At 62.4% G+C, this 15,454-nt stretch carries 18 protein-coding genes, 1 tRNA gene and 1 pseudogene; 9 read left to right on the top strand and 11 right to left on the bottom strand.

The window, feature by feature from the left end; all coding sequences use genetic code 11:
* Positions 1-2: 2 nt before the first annotated feature.
* Positions 3-78: transfer RNA gene (locus NKH42_RS15735), tRNA-Ile, on the bottom strand.
* A 180-nt stretch (positions 79-258) separates the two neighbouring features.
* Here NKH42_RS15735 and NKH42_RS15730 point away from each other — a divergent pair.
* A complete protein-coding gene (locus NKH42_RS15730) occupies positions 259-969 on the top strand; it encodes an SIMPL domain-containing protein (protein ID WP_352506781.1) in 711 nt (236 codons plus the stop codon).
* 129 nt (positions 970-1,098) lie between these two features.
* Here the strand turns inward: NKH42_RS15730 and NKH42_RS15725 are convergent, their stop codons facing one another.
* Together NKH42_RS15725 and NKH42_RS15720 are read right to left on the bottom strand one after the other, a co-directional pair.
* Entirely contained in the window at positions 1,099-1,458 is a 360-nt protein-coding gene (locus NKH42_RS15725; RefSeq protein WP_023678277.1) for a hypothetical protein, read from the bottom strand.
* Positions 1,459-1,702: 244 nt separating this feature from the next.
* Entirely contained in the window at positions 1,703-2,149 is a 447-nt protein-coding gene (locus NKH42_RS15720) for a YcgN family cysteine cluster protein (protein WP_254820372.1), read from the bottom strand.
* 210 nt (positions 2,150-2,359) lie between these two features.
* Here NKH42_RS15720 and NKH42_RS15715 point away from each other — a divergent pair, with 210 nt between their 5' ends.
* Both NKH42_RS15715 and NKH42_RS15710 read left to right on the top strand, forming a co-directional pair.
* Entirely contained in the window at positions 2,360-4,588 is a 2,229-nt protein-coding gene (locus tag NKH42_RS15715) for an OmpA family protein (RefSeq protein WP_352704279.1), read from the top strand.
* A 236-nt stretch (positions 4,589-4,824) separates the two neighbouring features.
* The gene (locus tag NKH42_RS15710; protein ID WP_254820365.1) at positions 4,825-5,340 is read left to right on the top strand and encodes a TIGR00645 family protein; all 516 of its coding nucleotides are present in this window, start codon (positions 4,825-4,827) and stop codon (positions 5,338-5,340) included.
* Between the two features lie 52 nt (positions 5,341-5,392).
* Here NKH42_RS15710 and NKH42_RS15705 read toward each other — a convergent pair whose 3' ends face one another.
* On the bottom strand, positions 5,393-6,259 hold the full coding sequence (locus NKH42_RS15705; protein ID WP_352506778.1) for an SDR family oxidoreductase: 867 nt from the start codon (positions 6,257-6,259) through the stop codon (positions 5,393-5,395).
* A 189-nt stretch (positions 6,260-6,448) separates the two neighbouring features.
* Between NKH42_RS15705 and NKH42_RS15700 the strand changes: the two genes are divergently transcribed.
* The gene (locus NKH42_RS15700) at positions 6,449-6,715 is read left to right on the top strand and encodes a type II toxin-antitoxin system VapB family antitoxin (protein WP_352506777.1); all 267 of its coding nucleotides are present in this window, start codon (positions 6,449-6,451) and stop codon (positions 6,713-6,715) included.
* A complete protein-coding gene (locus NKH42_RS15695; RefSeq protein ID WP_352506776.1) occupies positions 6,712-7,101 on the top strand; it encodes a type II toxin-antitoxin system VapC family toxin in 390 nt (129 codons plus the stop codon). The genes NKH42_RS15700 and NKH42_RS15695 overlap by 4 nt, the downstream gene beginning before the upstream one ends.
* A 6-nt stretch (positions 7,102-7,107) precedes the next feature.
* Here NKH42_RS15695 and NKH42_RS15690 read toward each other — a convergent pair whose 3' ends face one another.
* Positions 7,108-7,743, bottom strand: a complete 636-nt coding sequence (locus tag NKH42_RS15690; RefSeq protein ID WP_352506775.1) for a helix-turn-helix transcriptional regulator — start codon at positions 7,741-7,743, stop codon at positions 7,108-7,110.
* A gap of 7 nt (positions 7,744-7,750) precedes the next feature.
* Positions 7,751-8,620 carry a S1C family serine protease gene (locus NKH42_RS15685; RefSeq protein WP_352506774.1) on the bottom strand — a complete coding sequence of 290 codons (870 nt, stop codon included), beginning with the start codon at positions 8,618-8,620 and terminating at the stop codon, positions 7,751-7,753.
* 168 nt (positions 8,621-8,788) lie between these two features.
* Here NKH42_RS15685 and NKH42_RS15680 point away from each other — a divergent pair, with 168 nt between their 5' ends.
* Positions 8,789-9,736 carry a S1C family serine protease gene (locus NKH42_RS15680; RefSeq protein ID WP_352506773.1) on the top strand — a complete coding sequence of 316 codons (948 nt, stop codon included), beginning with the start codon at positions 8,789-8,791 and terminating at the stop codon, positions 9,734-9,736.
* A 120-nt stretch (positions 9,737-9,856) separates the two neighbouring features.
* Here NKH42_RS15680 and NKH42_RS15675 read toward each other — a convergent pair whose 3' ends face one another.
* Both NKH42_RS15675 and NKH42_RS15670 read right to left on the bottom strand, forming a co-directional pair.
* Positions 9,857-10,768, bottom strand: coding sequence for an arginase family protein (locus NKH42_RS15675; RefSeq protein ID WP_352687766.1), 912 nt, complete (start codon positions 10,766-10,768; stop codon positions 9,857-9,859).
* Between the two features lie 118 nt (positions 10,769-10,886).
* Positions 10,887-11,309, bottom strand: a complete 423-nt coding sequence (locus NKH42_RS15670) for a VOC family protein (protein WP_352506771.1) — start codon at positions 11,307-11,309, stop codon at positions 10,887-10,889.
* Between the two features lie 66 nt (positions 11,310-11,375).
* Here NKH42_RS15670 and NKH42_RS15665 point away from each other — a divergent pair, with 66 nt between their 5' ends.
* Positions 11,376-12,002 (top strand): TetR/AcrR family transcriptional regulator, encoded by a 627-nt coding sequence (locus tag NKH42_RS15665; protein WP_352687768.1) that lies wholly within the window; start codon positions 11,376-11,378, stop codon positions 12,000-12,002.
* Here the strand turns inward: NKH42_RS15665 and NKH42_RS15660 are convergent.
* A complete protein-coding gene (locus NKH42_RS15660) occupies positions 11,935-12,891 on the bottom strand; it encodes a LysR family transcriptional regulator (RefSeq protein ID WP_352506769.1) in 957 nt (318 codons plus the stop codon). The genes NKH42_RS15665 and NKH42_RS15660 overlap by 68 nt on opposite strands.
* 110 nt (positions 12,892-13,001) lie before the next feature.
* Here NKH42_RS15660 and NKH42_RS15655 point away from each other — a divergent pair, with 110 nt between their 5' ends.
* Both NKH42_RS15655 and NKH42_RS15650 read left to right on the top strand, forming a co-directional pair.
* Complete coding sequence (locus NKH42_RS15655; protein ID WP_352506768.1) at positions 13,002-13,646, top strand: FMN-dependent NADH-azoreductase; 645 nt, start codon at positions 13,002-13,004, stop codon at positions 13,644-13,646.
* A 213-nt stretch (positions 13,647-13,859) separates the two neighbouring features.
* A pseudogene (locus NKH42_RS15650) lies at positions 13,860-13,953 on the top strand (hypothetical protein); the annotation flags it as partial.
* An 89-nt stretch (positions 13,954-14,042) separates the two neighbouring features.
* On the opposite strand, the gene NKH42_RS15645 reads toward NKH42_RS15650, so the two are convergent.
* Both NKH42_RS15645 and NKH42_RS15640 read right to left on the bottom strand, forming a co-directional pair.
* A complete protein-coding gene (locus NKH42_RS15645; protein WP_023678291.1) occupies positions 14,043-14,333 on the bottom strand; it encodes an HlyU family transcriptional regulator in 291 nt (96 codons plus the stop codon).
* Positions 14,334-14,447: 114 nt separating this feature from the next.
* Positions 14,448-15,128: a PadR family transcriptional regulator gene (locus NKH42_RS15640; RefSeq protein WP_352506767.1), complete on the bottom strand. Its 681-nt coding sequence runs from the start codon at positions 15,126-15,128 to the stop codon at positions 14,448-14,450.
* Between the last annotated feature and the right edge of the window lie 326 nt (positions 15,129-15,454).

The following is a 15,454-nucleotide window of genomic DNA, read 5'->3' as shown; positions in this document are numbered from 1 at the left end:
AATGGTGGGCCCGGAGGGACTCGAACCCCCAACCAAGCGGTTATGAGCCGCCGGCTCTAACCATTGAGCTACAGGCCCCACGGCGCTGGATTAGTGTTTTTCCCTGAACCGCACAAGGCTTTCCGAGGGCTTTCCGAGCAGGCGTTCCAAGGAGCTGGCAGAGATCGCCCAAATCAGCCCATATTGATAACCTATTGCACGTCGCCCATTGGACACCGCCTACTCGGCTGTCTTGGGATCGCAGATCGAGGAGATTTTATGACCAGACGTATTTTGCCCCTGGCGATTGCCGCCGCAGTCGCATTTCCGGCGATCGCGGCCGCCGCCGATTCACCACCGCCGCCGCGTATCGTCGTCACCGGTGAAGGCGAGGCGGCGATAGCACCCGATCTGGCTCTGCTGACGCTCAGCGTCATGCGCGAAGCCAAGACGGCACGTGCAGCGCTCGATGCCAATAACGACGCCATGGCCGCGGTGATCGCTGCAATGAAATCATCCGGCATCAAGGAGCGCGACCTGCAGACCGCGGGCATCCAGATCAACCCGCGCTATAACTACACCAACAAGCCCGACGGCAGCCAGGAGGCCGAGCTTGTCGCCTATCAGGTGACCAACACGCTGTCGGTGCGCATCCGCGACATCGACAAGACCGGCGACATTCTCGACAAGGCGGTGTCGCTCGGCGTCAACCAGGGCGGCGGCATCTCCTTCTCCAATGACGATCCGGCGGCAGCCGTCACCGAGGCGCGCAAGAAGGCCGTCGCCAATGCCATGGCCAAGGCCAAGACGCTGGCCGAAGCGGCCGGCGTCGGCATCGGCCGGGTCCTGGAAATCACCGACCAGAATTTCGCACCACCGCCGATGCCGATCAACGCCAAGGCATTCGATGCCGCTGGCGCGTCGGTCCCGGTGCAAGCCGGCGAGAATTCCTATACCGCACAGGTGACGGTGACTTTCGAATTGAAATGATCATCGCTTGCACATGCAAAACCCCGGAGGATCGATCCTCCGGGGTTTTTGAGCCGCGCTTTCCGTCCTGGCGGAAAGGGCTCCGCTACTCGACCGGCTGCAAGTCAACCGGCCGCAGGCCCGAAGACCTTAGCGATAGATGATCGGACAGCCGCGCTCGTTGGCAAATACGATCACGACACGGTCGCCATACTGGCGGCCGGCGACCTTGACCGTGCGGCGGTTGATGTCGATGATGCGGGCGCGGTGCAGGCCCATGCGTTCGGCCTTGTCGATGGCACGCTCCGGCGAACAGGACCGGCGCCAGCCGCCATGACGGCGATGTTCGCGATAGTAACCATCATCTTCGTCGCCGGTATAGACGCCGACGCGCGGATCTTGGTTGTTGCCGAAGCCGAGATAGATGCTGTCAGCATGAGCGGGGATGGCAGCAAGCGTGCCAAGGCCGACAAGAGCCGAAAGAGCCGCCGTCTTGATGGTGTTGAACATTGTCTTCTCTCCTTGTTGAGGGTTTCCACCCGTTTCGTCGAACCGATGGGAGGAGAATGCACCCGCCTGTCTGAATTTTTTGCGAACCGGCCATTCATCTCCAGTTCATGAGGCAGAACCGGGATAGTCTCTCGCTTCTGAAGGCGGTGCTATGGACGGCGGTGCTACATAGGGTGGATAGCATGGTGGATGGACAACGTCCGTTTTGCCGTCGATTCCGGATTCTCGATTTTGCGATAAAATCCTAAGGCTCGTCCGCGAGAATATGGTCGAAATAGTCGTCCGGCTCGGCAAGGTCGGTCTCGCTGGCGCTGACTCGGCCGCGCATCGAGATGCCTGCCTCGTGCACGGTCTCGTCGCTTCCAGACACCAGCCTGTGCCACCAATAGAGATCGCGGCCCTCGGCGACCAGCCGGTAAGCGCAAGTCTTGGGCAGCCAGCTGATGGTGCGCACATTCTGCGGCGTCAGCCCGACACAATCCGGAACACGCGCCAGCCGGTTGGCATAGTCGGAACAGCGGCAGCTTCCAGCGTCGAACAGCCGGCAGCCGACGCTGGTCCAGTAGATTTCTCCGGTGTCCTCGTCTTCGAGTTTGGACAGGCAGCATTTGCCGCAGCCGTCGCAGAGTGATTCCCACTCGGCCGGGGTCATCGCCTCGAGCGTCTTGGTCTTCCAGAACGGCTTGTCCATTGTCGGCATGTGGCCCTCGGACGCCTCAAGGTCAAGCACGGCAACACTTGCGCCTCGTCCGAACGATACGCCAGGAACATACGAATGACACGAAGTCGCCTTCAAAACGCCGGTCAATCGCCCTGTACCACCGCTAAGACCTACAAACAGGAACCAAACATGGTTGCTGAAAGTTTGGGCACGGATGGGACGCCACAAGGAGTGTTTATGATGAAACGCCAACCACGGATTCTGGCAGGCACGGCGCTTGGCCTGTTGATGGCGTCCGCGCCGTTAGGCGCGTTCCCGCTGCAAGGCAATGCTGCATTCGGCCCCGCCCGGAACAGCGCAATGTTTATCCCGGCGCAGTCGAATTGTGCCGAGGGCGAATCGGCCGAAGCTTGCGCTCAAGGCGGAAAGTCGGAGCCGGAACAGAAGCCCGGCAAGAGGCGCGACCGGCAAAAACAATCCGAAGCGGCGCCCGCCGAACAATCGGGCGAGCCCGAGCAGAAGCCGCGCAGGAACAAGCGCGAGCAGCAAAAACAGAGTGAATCCGCGCCTGCTGAACAGCTCGCGCCTTCCGGCGAAGAGCAGCAAGGAAATCAACGAAGGAAGAAGAGGCAGCAGCAGATCGAAGCCGCTCCGGCTGACCAGCAGACCGCGCCTGCTAACGACGATCAGCAGCAACTCAAACCGCGCAGGAAGAAGCGCGACCAGCAGCAGATCGAAGCCGCTCCGGCTGACCAGCAGGCCGCGCCTGCTAACGACGATCAGCAGCAACTCAAACCGCGCAGGAAGAAGCGCGACCAGCAGCAGCAGGAGGCCGCGCCTGCCGAACAGCCGGCCGAGCAAGCTGCACCCGCGAACGACGATCAGCAGCAGCTCAAGCCGAGGAGAAAGAAGCGCGACCAGCAACAGCAGGAGGCCGCGCCTGCCGAACAGCCGGCCGAGCAGGCTGCACCCGCGAACGACAACAACGAGCAAGTCAATCCGCGCAAGAGGAAGAACAAGCAAGACCAGCAGATCGAGGCGGCACCGGCCGAACAGGCGCCGCGCAAGAAGGAACGCCCCGCCGGTGAGCCTCTCCCACAGGCCGAGCCACTTCCAACCGAGAAGCAAGCGGCTCCTGCTCAAGGCGAACAGCCCGAGAACCAGGCGAAAAAGCGTGGCAAGAAGCCCGTTGTGGAAGAGCCGGTGACCGGCGAACAGCAGCCCGCAACCGGTGAGCAGCCCACGACGACGGGCGAACAGGCAGCACCCGCCGAGGGTGGGCTCCCTGCTCAGGGCGAAGCCGCCGCCAACCCGAACGAGGCGCCCATACTGGACAGCCAGAAGGATGTCTTGCGCAAGCGCAAGGGCGGCAAGGAGCGCGGCCAAAATGCCGGTAAGCAGCAGGGCAACCAGCCAGCCCAGCAGGGCGAGAACCAGGTGGAAGCCCCGAAGCCTGCTCCGATCGAGGAGGGACCGCCACCTACCGACGACAAGGCAGCCCAGCAGGAGATCAAGCCTGAAAAGATCGTTCCGGTGACCGAGGAAAAAGGCAAGCGCGTCGAGCGTGCGCCCGACATCGAGGATGTTCGCCGCCGTCCGCGCCCGCAGGGCGCCAACGTCGTCAGGGAATTCGGCGACCGCGTCATCCTGCAGTTCAACAACCAGACCTTCGTGGAAAGCAGCGATGCCCCGCGCATGCACCGCGGCGCCAGGAATGTCTATTATGAGGACCTGTCGGGCGATCGCACCCGGGAAATCGTCGAGCGTGACAATGGTGTCCGGATCGTCACTATCCGCAACCGCTACGGCGACGTCATCCAGCGTTCACGCATCGCGCCTGACGGGCGCGAATATGTGCTGAGCTATGTCGACGAGCGCTACTATGACGATGATGCAGACTGGCGCGACCCGGGCGACGACCTGCCGCCGATGCGCCTTACCATTCCGCAAGAGGAGTACATTTTGGATTCCGAAGAGGTCGAGGATCCGGACGACTATTACACCTTCCTCGAACGGCCGCCGGTGGAGAGGGTCCAGCGCCTCTATTCGGTCGACGAGGTCAAGCGCTCGGCCCGAGTGCGTGACATCGCCCGCCGGATCGACCTCGATACGCTCAACTTCGAGTTCGGTTCGGCTTCGATTTCCGACACCGAGGTCCAGAAGCTGGAGGGTGTTGCCAACGCCATGGAGAAGCTGCTGAAGAAAAACCCGGCCGAGACCTTCCTGATCGAAGGCCATACCGATGCAGTCGGCACGCCGGAGGCGAACCTCGCTCTGTCCGACCGCCGCGCCGAGGCGGTCGCCGAAGCTCTGACCAATGCCTTTGGCATCCCGCCGGAGAACCTGACGACGCAGGGTTATGGCGAGGAGTATCTCAAGGTCAACACGTCGGGACCCAATCGCGAGAACCGGCGCGTCGCCATCCGCCGGATTACCCCCCTGGTGGCGCCGGTGGCCAGCGCCCAATAAACCGCAATGTGAACCGCGCGATTCGATCAACCATTGAGTCGCGCGGTCATCAATCTTGAAACGCGCGGCTACCAATCCCAAATTCTGGACATGGCTTCCCTGCCCTGTCCCGACTCCAGCGGGACACGCGAGCCCCGCCGGTCCCCTCCCGGCGGGGTTTCGTTTTTTTAGGACCTTGCAAACCGCCGCAGCCTGCCCGAAATACGGCGCTCCGCAAAGAAGCCCGGAACCGTCACATGAAGCGCATCGAACTTGCCATCGAATCGATCATTCTCGCCTCGCGCTGGCTGCTGGTCGCCTTCTATCTCGGACTGGGCGCGGCACTTGCCATCTATGCCGTGTCCTTCGGCAAGAAGCTGTTCGAGTTCGTTCCTGTCGCCTTCACGCTCGATGACACCGACACCATCCTGAAAATGCTCGGCCTCATCGATGCCGCGCTGGTCGCCTCACTGGTGGTGATGGTGATCATCTCGGGCTACGAAAACTTCGTCAGCCGCTTCGATGAAAATGACGGCAAGGTGCATTGGCTGGGCACGATCGATGTCGGCTCGCTGAAGGTCAAGGTCGCCTCGACAATCGTAGCGATCTCCTCGATCCACCTCTTGCAGGTGTTCCTGAACTCGGTCTCCTACACGACCGACCAGCTGATGTGGCTGACCATCATTCATCTGGCCTTCGTCGCCTCGGCATTCATGCTTGCTTATATCGACCGGCTGATGGGCCTGGGCAAAGCCAAGAAAGCCGGGGAGTGAGCATGCGTCTGTGCCGGTCTTTTGAGGATACTTCTGTAGGTAGATACTTCCGTCAGTAGATAGCTTTGATTTTGGTATCAGTCCGCCCGAACACCTCGTCCGGCACAAAAAAGTCGCCGGCGAGCGGGCCTGTCGCGCCCGGCGCATAGGTCGAGAAATCGCTGACGCCCTCGGCACGCAGCACTTCTTCGTCGATGTAGAAATTGCCGGTCGCCTCGCGCGACGGCCTGACCAGGATGGCGTATGCCGCATCGGCCATGATGTCGGGCGAACGGCTCATCGCTGCCACCGTCGCTCCGCCCAAGAGGTTGCGCACCGCCGCCGTGTCGATGGTAGAGATCGGCCATAGCGAATTGACCGCGATGCCATCCCTGGCGAACTCGGCGCTCATGCCCAGCGTGCACATCGACATGCCGAACTTCGCCATCGTGTAGGCGACATGGTTCTTGAACCATTTGGCCTTCATGTCGAGCGGCGGTGCCAGATTCAAAATGTGAGGATTTTCCGCCAACCTTAAGTATGGAATGCACATTTTGGAGACGAGAAAAGTGCCGCGCGTATTGATCTGGTGCATCAGGTCGTAGCGTTTCATGTCGGTCTCCAGCGTGCCGGTGAGTTGGATGGCGCTGGCATTGTTGATACAAATATCGATGCCGCCGAACCTCTCCACGGTCTTGGCGACGGCTTCGGCGACCTGCGCTTCATCACGGATGTCGCACGGCGCTGGCAGCCCCTTGCCGCCGGCCTGCTCGATCTCTTGCGCCGCCGTGTAGATCGTCCCCGGCAGCTTCGGATGCGGCTCGGCGGTCTTGGCCGCGATCGTCACGTTGGCGCCGTCGCGCGCCGCGCGCAACGCAATCGCCAGTCCGATGCCGCGCGACCCGCCGGAGATGAATAGCGTCTTTCCCTTGAGCGACATCGTTGCGTCTCCTTGTGCTACGCTCTTTTCCGCTATCTTTTCTCTTTGCGATCCTTGCCCGCACCAACGACGGATACAAGGGCCTGCGGCCGTAACGGTGTGACGCCACGGAGGGTTGTGGATTTCGTGAGACGCGTTGAATCGCCGAGCAAAATTGTTATATTCTACCTAAACAGGAAGAATATATAAGTGGCTTTGTCTATCAAGAATACCAAGGTCGAGCAATTGGCGCGTGAGCTCGCCCGCCGCCGCCGGGTATCGGTGACGGAGGCCATCCGTCAAAGCCTTGAGCGGGAAGTTGCGCGCGAACGGCTTGTGCCCCGCGAGGAGACCGGTGATCTCTTTCAACGTCTGATGGCCATTGCCGAACGGGCCGCACGAATACCGGAGCGCGAAGACGCGATGAGCGAAGATGAAATTCTCGGTTACGATGAGCTGGGCATCCCGACGCGATGATCATCGATTCCTCGGCGCTGGTCGCCATCTTGCGCGCGGAACCGGGCTACGATCGATTCGTTTTGGCAATCGCCCAGGCTGAAAGACGTTTGCTTGCGGCACCGACATTGCTCGAAACGACAATGGTGCTTGTCGGTCGCTGGCAGGATCAGATTATCGATCGTTTCGAAGCCTTTTTGCGCACTGCCTCGATCGAAACGATACCCTTCACGGCCGACCACGCCGCTGTCGCCCGTCAGGCTTTCCTGCGCTACGGCAAAGGCCGGCATCCTGCCGCTCTGAACTTCGGCGACTGCATTGCTTATGCTACGGCCCGTCTCGAAGCCATGCCATTGCTGTTCAAGGGTGACGACTTCCGGCTGACCGACATCGAACCGGCCCTTTGATCCACGTTAGACCAGCACCAAGCCTTGCCGCATGGCGATGGCGATCGCATCGGTGCGGTTGACGGCACCGAGCTTGGTCAAGATAGCCGCGACGTGGAACTTCGCCGTGTGCACGGAGATGTCCAGTCGTCGCGCGATAACCTTGTTGGGCGCGCCTTCGGCCAGCAGCGCCAGCACCTCGCTTTCGCGCGGCGAAAGCGTCGGCCGGACGATATGCTCGTCAGTTGGTTCTTCCTCGAACCGGCCGCTGTCGTGGAAGGTCAAATCGTGATGCAGATCGGATAGAGCATGGCTGTCGCGCGAAATCCGGTAGCCCGCCGCCGCCAGCCGCGCGGCGGCGGCGATCAGCAACTCGTCCGCTTGCACCGGCAGCACGGCAAACACTGTATCGGCCGGCCGTTCACGGGCCGCTCGCGATAATAGCAGCACGCGAGGCATAGCCGCGTCGAAGAGACCGCCTTGTACTCCATGGTCATCGACGATGGCGACATCCGCCGCCCCGTGCCCGTCGACATCGCCCGCCAGAACCGGCCGCAGATCATCGGTCGCGGCGAGAGCCGCGGACAGACTTCGTGCGCGCTCGGCGTCAGCGAGCGCGATCAGCACCGTCAGCCGTCTGCCAGCGACCTCACCGCTTACCATCTATCCCTCAGCTCAGTGGTTTTTCACCGATGGTCAGGGAAACCTCACGATTCTCGCCGCCGCGCACCACGCCGAGTGTCACCAGGGCACCGGCACTGTCTGGCCCGAGCTTGCGGATCAGCTCGCGCGGGCCATGCACCGCCTCTGCGTTCCACGACACGATGATGTCGCCGAGGCTGAGACCGGCTGCTTTCGCCGGGCCGTTATCGTCCAGGCTCATCACCATGGCGCCCTGTGTATCACCATTGCGGACCGGATGCAGGCCGGCGCCAAGATAGCCGCGCGCCACATGACCCTTCTCGCGCAGTGTCGTGACTGCCCGTTCGATCGTTTCGTAAGGCATGACCAGTGCCCGCCGGCGTGGCCCGAACAGCAGCATGCCGATCAGTCCGCCCTTGGCGTCGAGCACAGGGCCGCCCTCGAAACGGCCGCCGGCATTGACGGCAAGGTTGATGCGCCGGTCGATCGTGCCGCCCCGCATCGAGCGCCAGGCCGGACCGACCTCGCCGACCGTGCCGCAGGTGGCGAGTGACGTACCGTCACTATTGCCCGCGATGATTGCCAGATTGCCCGGCCGCACCGCCTCCGCCTTTACCAATGACGGGGCGCTCGGCGCGCCGGCCGGTTTCAAAACGGCCGTGCCGGTGGACGGGTCGCGGCCGACCAGTTCGGCCTTGACGGCTTGGCCCGAAGAAAACGTCAGCTCGATCTCCTCGCCGGCCTCGACCGCCTCCTCGGCAGTGACGAAATAGCCGTCCCGCCAGTGGAAAGCAGTTGACGTCCGCTGGTGCGTCGCGAAGCTGGCCGTCGCTGGTGCCGCAGCTGCCGCGATGTCGGCAATGGCGTCGGATAACATGCTCAGATTGAAATCGCTCATGATTTGTCTCCTGGGTTCTTCGTGACCCAGATATCGCCCGGCGGGGGTTGGCGGATACTCGCCTGACGGCTAGTTGAGCATTTGACTGGCCATCTGGTCAGGTCGCGGCCGGTCCGGCTGCTCCGCACATATAGGCATTGTTCATCTTGTTCCAAACGGAGTCCTCAGGTGGCCCTGCCCGCTCAGCAATTGCAATATGACGATGCCCTTCTCGATGCCTATTCGGCGACGGTCGCCGATGCCGTCGACCGCATCGGGCCCGCCGTCTGCCGCATCGAGCGCATCGGTGGCCCGGGCGGCCATGGTTCCGGCTTCGTCATCGCGCCGGACGGGCTGGTCGTCACCAACTTCCACGTCGTCGGCGATGCGCGCAGCGTGCGCGTATCAATGCCGGACGGCGCTTCCAGGGAAGGCCGCGTGCTCGGCCGCGACCCCGACACCGACATTGCGCTGGTGCGCGCCGACGGTGACTTTGCCGACGTTGCGCCGCTCGGCGATTCCAAGCGTTTGAGGCGCGGCCAGATTGCAATTGCCATCGGCAACCCGCTCGGCTTCGAATGGACCGTCACCACTGGCGTCGTCTCGGCACTCGGCCGCTCGATGCGTGCCTCCACCGGCCGGCTGATCGACGACGTCATCCAGACCGACGCCGCGCTCAACCCCGGCAATTCCGGCGGACCACTGGTGTCCTCGGCCGGCGAGGTGATAGGCGTTAACACCGCGATGATCCATGGTGCGCAAGGCATCGCCTTCGCGGTTGCCTCCAACACGGCCAATTTCGTCATCTCGGAAATCATCCGCTTCGGCCGCGTGCGCCGTGCCTTCATCGGCGTTTCAGCCGACACCACCAACCTGCCGCGCCGCGCAGCCCTTTTGTCGCAAGTATCGAGCCGCACGGCGGTGCGCCTGCGCACCGTCGAAAAGAACAGCCCGTCGGACAAGGCCGGCCTCAGGGAAGGCGACATCATTGCCGCCATCGACGGCCGCCCGGTCACCGGTGTCGACGATCTGGTGCGCATGCTCGACGCCGAGCGCATCGGCCACGAGACGCTGTGCACGGTGGTGCGCCGCTCCGGCATTACTCAGGTCACGGTGATGCCAGTGGCGCGAAGCTGAGTGCTCGACCTTGATCCCGAACCGAAGGTCAGCGCAGCAAAAAGTGGGAACCGGTTTTTCGGACAACATCATGGTCAAACAAGATAGAGCCCATCCCGAACCTATCGGAATGGGCAGGCTCTATCGCGGCGCATAGATCCGGCCAAGCAGCGAAACCAGCAGCGCGGCCAGTTCGCCGGTCGGATCGAGATCCGGATCGAAAATGGTCATATCCATTCCGGTGCAGCGCGTATCCGCCACCAGCGCCGTGAGAATGTCGACGAGATCGTCAGGATCGATGCCGGGGCTGCCCGGTGAATCCACTGCCGGCATGACTGTCTGATCGAGCGCATCGACGTCAAAATGCACCCAGTGGGGCCAGCCGGTTCGCGCCAACGTGCTCCAGGTCTTGTCCAGGACCTTCGCCGCGCCAAGCTCGCGCACGGCAAAGACGTCGATCAACGTCATCGCGGTCGAATGGATGTCCGGCCAGCCGAAGTTGGCGTTGCGGTTCTCGCGTTCGCCGATCTGTATCACCTGTTCGTCCGCGACAAGCGGTCTTTCGATGCCGGGCCAGTCGGTCAGCAACGGCTCACCACGTCCGGTTGCGAGCGCAAGGTCCATGCCGGCGGCCGAGCCGAGTGAGGCGTTGACGTCGTAATTGCCCGGATGGCGGAAATCGCTGTGGCCATCGACATGGACCAGCGCAACCGGACCAGATCGCCGTGCTGCGGCCAGCGCGCCAAGCAGGACAGCGCAGTCGCCGCCCACGGCCAGCGGAAACTCGCCTCGTCCCAGCGCGCCGGCAACGATTTCGGCGAGTGCGAGATTGAAGCTGCGTATGGCGTTGCCGTTGCGCAGCCGGGTGCCCGGCTGTGGCTCGGTGCTATAGGCGGGCCGATCAAGATCAACCACTTTGGCGGGCGAAAGCATCTCGACCAAGCCGGCTTCGGTAAGCGCCTGCGGCGCGCGCCAGGTCCCCGGAATATGCCCCGGCCGGAGCGGGCGGAGGCCAAGGTTGGAGGGTGCGCGGACAAGGCAGATTTCACGCATGGAGAAGGCCCAGGGTTGATTAACCCCTAAGCATAAACCGCAAAGGCGTGACCGGCCACGCGGCTAAAGCCCTCACGTCGCGTCTGCCGACAGTTCCTGCCAGCGGCCGCTGTCTCGCTCAGCCCGCCGCGCCATCGGCGTATTGCGCTAGGAATTCCGGGCTCGGCGGGATCGGCCTGATGACGTCGATCAGCACGCCGTTGGGATCTTTGGTGATAAAGTGGCGCTGGCCGAAGGGTTCGTCGCACAGCGTTCGCAGGATCGGTAGCCCGGCGGCGGTGATCCGCTCATAGACGGCATCCGCATCCCTGACCTCGAAATTGATCAGCAGGCCGGAGGTGCGGCCCCGCCCCTCCTTCGGGATCGTCTCATGATCGCCCTGGACGATGCCGAGGTTGACGCGACGATCTTCGGCTGAGCGCAGATGGACGTACCAGTCGGCCTCGAACAGCGGCTTGAAGCCGAAATGCGCGATATAAAAGGCTGCAGTGCCGGCAACATCGCCCGTCATCAGCACCGGATAATAGCTCGTCGTCCTCATCTTTCCTTCTCCCGGCGAATAACATACAGTCTGCATCTAAATTGAACTAACATACAGGCTGCATGTATGCAACAACGATCCGCTCGCCGCTCCAACCGCGATCGCACGGAGGCGACACGCGCCGAGCTCATCGCCGCGGCGCGAAAACTGTTCACCGAAAAATCCTATGCCGAGACCAGCACACCCGAGATCGTCGCCGCTGCTGGCGTAACGCGCGGCGCGCTCTATCATCACTTTGCCGACAAGCAGGCGCTGTTTGCCGCTGTGGTCGAAAAAGAGGCGCAAGCCATCGCGGAAGAGATCGAACGCGCGTCGCCGCCTTCGCTATTTGCCCACGATGCGCTGATTGCCGGCTCGGATGCCTATCTGGCTGCCATGCGTGCCCCCGGCCGAACTCGACTCTTGCTGCTTGATGGCCCGGCCGTGCTCGGCCGCGCCGCCATGGATGCGATCGACAATCGCCATGGCAACCGTTCGCTGCGCGACAGCCTTGTTGCCACGATGCGGTCGCACTCCATGAAGAGATTGCCTGTGGAAGCACTGACCGCTTTGCTCGCCGCTGCCTTCGACCGCGCAGCGCTCGCCATTGAAGCTGGAGCCTCGATCGAGGATTACCGCGCCGTTCTCATGGCGCTGATCGACGGCCTGTCTCCGGCTCCTTCGCACGCATCTCACCCGGCTCGAACTCGTTGAAACAGCCGAGCTGGCGCTTGAACTGGTCGATCAGCCAGGCGGCCGCCGGTTTCGGGCTGCGATCGGCGCGATGCATGGCATAGAGCGGCGAACGGACTTCGCTGTAAGGCTCGAGATCGAGTTCGACGAGCCGGCCGTTCGCCAGATCATCGGCAATCAGCCATCGCGGCAGCCCGCCCCAGCCCAGCCCCTCGCGCATCAGCACGTGCTTGGTGCGCACATCCGTCAGCCGCCAGGTGCGGTAGGCGAAGACACCATAGTCACGCCCGCGCGTACGCTCGGATTGGTCCGAGACGACCAGCTGGATGTGTTCGCGGACATCCTCTAGCGCCACTGGTCTCGGCAGCAGCGCCAGCGGGTGTTCAGGCGCTGCAGCTGGCACCAGGGAGATGAAGCCGATGCGAAGCAGATTCACGTCCGTCTCACCCAGAAGCCCCCCGATGCCGAGATCGGCCTGTCCGCCGACAACATGATCGAGGATCAGGCCAAGCGAGCCGATATGCAGACGCAGCGTCACTGCCGGGAACTGCGCCTCGAATGCCTTTAGCACCCGAACCAGCACCGGCGACGGCAGTGTCACGTCGACCGACAGCGTAACTTCCGCCTCCAATCCCTGCCGGTATCCGTCGACACGCGAGCGGATGCGTTGCAGCACGCCGACCATGCGTCGCGCATCTTCCAGCGTCGCCTTGCCGACATCGGTCAGTTGCGGTTCACGCGCGCCCTCGCGCTCGAACAGTTTCAGCCCGAGCTGCGCTTCGAGGTTGGCGATAGCGTAGCTGATCACCGATTGCGCGCGATTCAATTTGCGCCCGGCGGCCGAGAAGCTGCCGGTCTCGGCCACCGCAACTAGGATCTGCAGTTGGTCAAGCGTCGGGTTCGGTTGCATCGTTCAATCCACAATTTAGATGGATCATATACAAAATATACCAGTTTTTCAAATGGGTCTGCGCACACATATTTGCCGGGAGATTTTAAGTCCAACCCTGGAGACCCATCATGTCGATCCTTCTTGTCACATCCAGCCCACGCGGCGCCGCCTCGCACTCGACCCGCATCGCCACCGAACTCGCCGAGAAGCTGCTTGCCGCCAATCCCTCGGCCAGGCTTGTCGCCCGCGACCTCGTAGCCAACCCGCTGCCGCATATCGACCCCGACTATTCGACCGGCATATATATGCCGGTCGAAGCGCGCAGCCAGCGCCAGGCTGAGGCCGTCGGCGTTTCCGACACGGTACTGGACGAGCTGTTTGCGGCCGACACCGTCATTCTCGCCACCGGCTTCATCAACTTCAACATCTCCTCGACGCTGAAGTCCTGGGTCGATCACATTGCCCGTTCCGGCAAGAGCTTTGCCTATGGCGAGAACGGCCCCAAGGGCCTCGTCACCGGCAAGAAGGTCTATATCGTGCTGGCTTCGGGCGGCATCTATTCCGAAGGTGCGGCCGTGCAGTTCGATCACGCCATTCCCTACCTGCGCAGCGTACTCGGCTTTCTCGGCATGAACGATGTCGAGGTCATCCGCATCGAAGGAGTCGGGATGGGCGCCGATGCGGTGGCAGCAGCGCTGGCCAAGGCCTCGACGAAGGTCGACGCCATTGTGGCTGCGACCGGAAATGCCGAGCGCGTCGCCACCGCGGCGTAAAGCGTCAGCATAGTCTGAATTGTACAAGGGCAGGCGCCCGGCGCCTGCCCTTGTTGTCGTTGGCGACAACCTATTGTGGTGGGCCACACAACTGCCATTGGTTATTCGTCAGCCGTGGCAAGAAGGGGCTCATCCAGCCGGCGCTGAAGGTCCGCGGCCCGGAATATTTTGCGCATCATCTATGGTCCCGAATATGACGCGCCCAACAATCTCGTGCGCCTCCGAGAACGCGGCCTGGCCGGCAAGCGCAGCCTTGGCGCTCAGAGAGTTCGCGCTTGGCCACGAAGCGCTAACGCGATTTGTCGCCAAGCAGCCGCTACGCCGGGTTCACGAGTGTGTCTTCGCCGTGCTGGCGTTGGAAAGCGGGCCAATCGACCCAAGGCTGTCGTAGCCGATCTACCCGAAGATCTTTTCGCCTTGCTCGTCGACCAGTTGGATGCCCTTTTTGATCGAGATGTCGACAGCGTCGTCAAGCCCGGCAAAGCGGTCGGCGCGGATGAATTTGTGCTCCTTCATCACGCCGTCGATCTCCTTCGAAACCACGCCGCAGGTCTGGTACTGGCCCTCCGCCTTGTAGGGCGTGGCGCTGATTAAAAATCCCTTGTGCTCGATCTGCTTTGCCGGCGCCGCTGTCTTTGGCTCGGCGGCTTCGTTGCCTCCGCCGAAAAGACGCTTCAGAAAAGACATGGGGGTATCCTCCAACGGCAATCATCCTGCACCACATAGCGCGGTGCAGGATGATTTTCAGTACCGGTCCTTGGCCGAGCGGGCAAGGGCCGCAACTGGCTTGGCACTCAGAGGTCAGTCGCGCGACAACGCTTCCAAGGCCTCTGCGGCAGCTTCCAATATGCTGATTGCCTCGGCCTGCTTTGCTTCAGGCGCATCGACGATTTCGCCGAGCGCGGCGCGCAGCCGGTGGCGCACGGCGCGAAACTCGTCGCGCTTTTCCGAGCGGCCGCGGCCGCGCCGGCCACCGTCGCCGTCATCGTTCCAGCCGAACCAGTCGCGCGCCTTTGCCATCTTGCGGCCGAAGCGCTCGAGATGTTCGAGCACGTGGTCGATCATCTCGCGATTTTCGTTGAGGTGCGCCTGCCCAGCCTCGGTGATTGAAAACACCTTCTTGTTGCCGTCCGCCGCAGAAACGGCGTAGCCGGCCTCTTCCAGGAAGGTCAGCGTCGGGTAGACCACGCCGGGGCTCGGGCTGTAGAAGCCGCTGGTGCGCTCCTCCAGCGCCTTGATGATGTCGTAGCCGTGCCGCGGCGCCTCGGCCAGAAGCGACAGCGTGATCAGCTTGAGGTCGCCGTCGGCCAGCATGCGCCCGGCGCGGAACATGTCGCCCGGCCCGCCGCGTCCGCCTCTCATGCCATGCCCAAACGGGCCGAAGCCGCCGCCGCGTCCGCCGAACTTGCCGGCCATATGCATGAAAACGCGCTCGGCGTGTTCGCCAAAACGATGACGCCCGAAATGATTGTCTTTGTGCATTGTTTGCTCCTTAAGTTATGTCTTAAGATATATCTCAACTACGTATTCACAGCGGCGGAGTCAAGATATATCTTACGATGTATCTGAAGATAGCGCCAGCAGGATTGGTTTTCGCCGGCAAGGGCGGTCAGGAAGCGCGCGAGGGGCCGAAGGCCACTCCCCAGGCGTCTAACGTGAAGCAACGCATCCACCCCCGTTCCAGTTACGCCGAAGACCGGCGAATGGATGCAAGGCGACGAACCGGATGCTTCGGCGAAATCCCAGACGAATGTGAAAACCTCGCGCAGAAAGCTGCCTCCGACGCTGCTGCTGGTGCTGCCTGCGGT

It is taken from the genome of Mesorhizobium sp. M1142, from assembly GCF_040318565.1.
GTDB lineage: Bacteria > Pseudomonadota > Alphaproteobacteria > Rhizobiales > Rhizobiaceae > Mesorhizobium.
This window is presented reverse-complemented; position numbering and strand designations above follow the sequence as displayed.

Bases quoted from the DNA above. Each gene is read 5' to 3' on its own strand.
- NKH42_RS15725 (WP_023678277.1), bottom strand. From the start codon at position 1,458: ATGTTCAACACCATCAAGACGGCGGCTCTTTCGGCTCTTGTCGGCCTT.
- NKH42_RS15670 (WP_352506771.1), bottom strand. From the start codon at position 11,309: ATGAGGACGACGAGCTATTATCCGGTGCTGATGACGGGCGATGTTGCC.
- NKH42_RS15690 (WP_352506775.1), bottom strand. From the start codon at position 7,743: ATGGTAAGCGGTGAGGTCGCTGGCAGACGGCTGACGGTGCTGATCGCG.
- NKH42_RS15710 (WP_254820365.1), top strand. From the start codon at position 4,825: ATGAAGCGCATCGAACTTGCCATCGAATCGATCATTCTCGCCTCGCGC.
- NKH42_RS15705 (WP_352506778.1), bottom strand. From the start codon at position 6,259: ATGTCGCTCAAGGGAAAGACGCTATTCATCTCCGGCGGGTCGCGCGGC.
- NKH42_RS15730 (WP_352506781.1), top strand. From the start codon at position 259: ATGACCAGACGTATTTTGCCCCTGGCGATTGCCGCCGCAGTCGCATTT.
- NKH42_RS15675 (WP_352687766.1), bottom strand. From the start codon at position 10,768: ATGCGTGAAATCTGCCTTGTCCGCGCACCCTCCAACCTTGGCCTCCGC.
- NKH42_RS15665 (WP_352687768.1), top strand. From the start codon at position 11,376: ATGCAACAACGATCCGCTCGCCGCTCCAACCGCGATCGCACGGAGGCG.
- NKH42_RS15720 (WP_254820372.1), bottom strand. From the start codon at position 2,149: ATGGACAAGCCGTTCTGGAAGACCAAGACGCTCGAGGCGATGACCCCG.
- NKH42_RS15655 (WP_352506768.1), top strand. From the start codon at position 13,002: ATGTCGATCCTTCTTGTCACATCCAGCCCACGCGGCGCCGCCTCGCAC.
- NKH42_RS15645 (WP_023678291.1), bottom strand. From the start codon at position 14,333: ATGTCTTTTCTGAAGCGTCTTTTCGGCGGAGGCAACGAAGCCGCCGAG.
- NKH42_RS15695 (WP_352506776.1), top strand. From the start codon at position 6,712: ATGATCATCGATTCCTCGGCGCTGGTCGCCATCTTGCGCGCGGAACCG.
- NKH42_RS15640 (WP_352506767.1), bottom strand. From the start codon at position 15,128: ATGCACAAAGACAATCATTTCGGGCGTCATCGTTTTGGCGAACACGCC.
- NKH42_RS15660 (WP_352506769.1), bottom strand. From the start codon at position 12,891: ATGCAACCGAACCCGACGCTTGACCAACTGCAGATCCTAGTTGCGGTG.
- NKH42_RS15715 (WP_352704279.1), top strand. From the start codon at position 2,360: ATGAAACGCCAACCACGGATTCTGGCAGGCACGGCGCTTGGCCTGTTG.
- NKH42_RS15685 (WP_352506774.1), bottom strand. From the start codon at position 8,620: ATGAGCGATTTCAATCTGAGCATGTTATCCGACGCCATTGCCGACATC.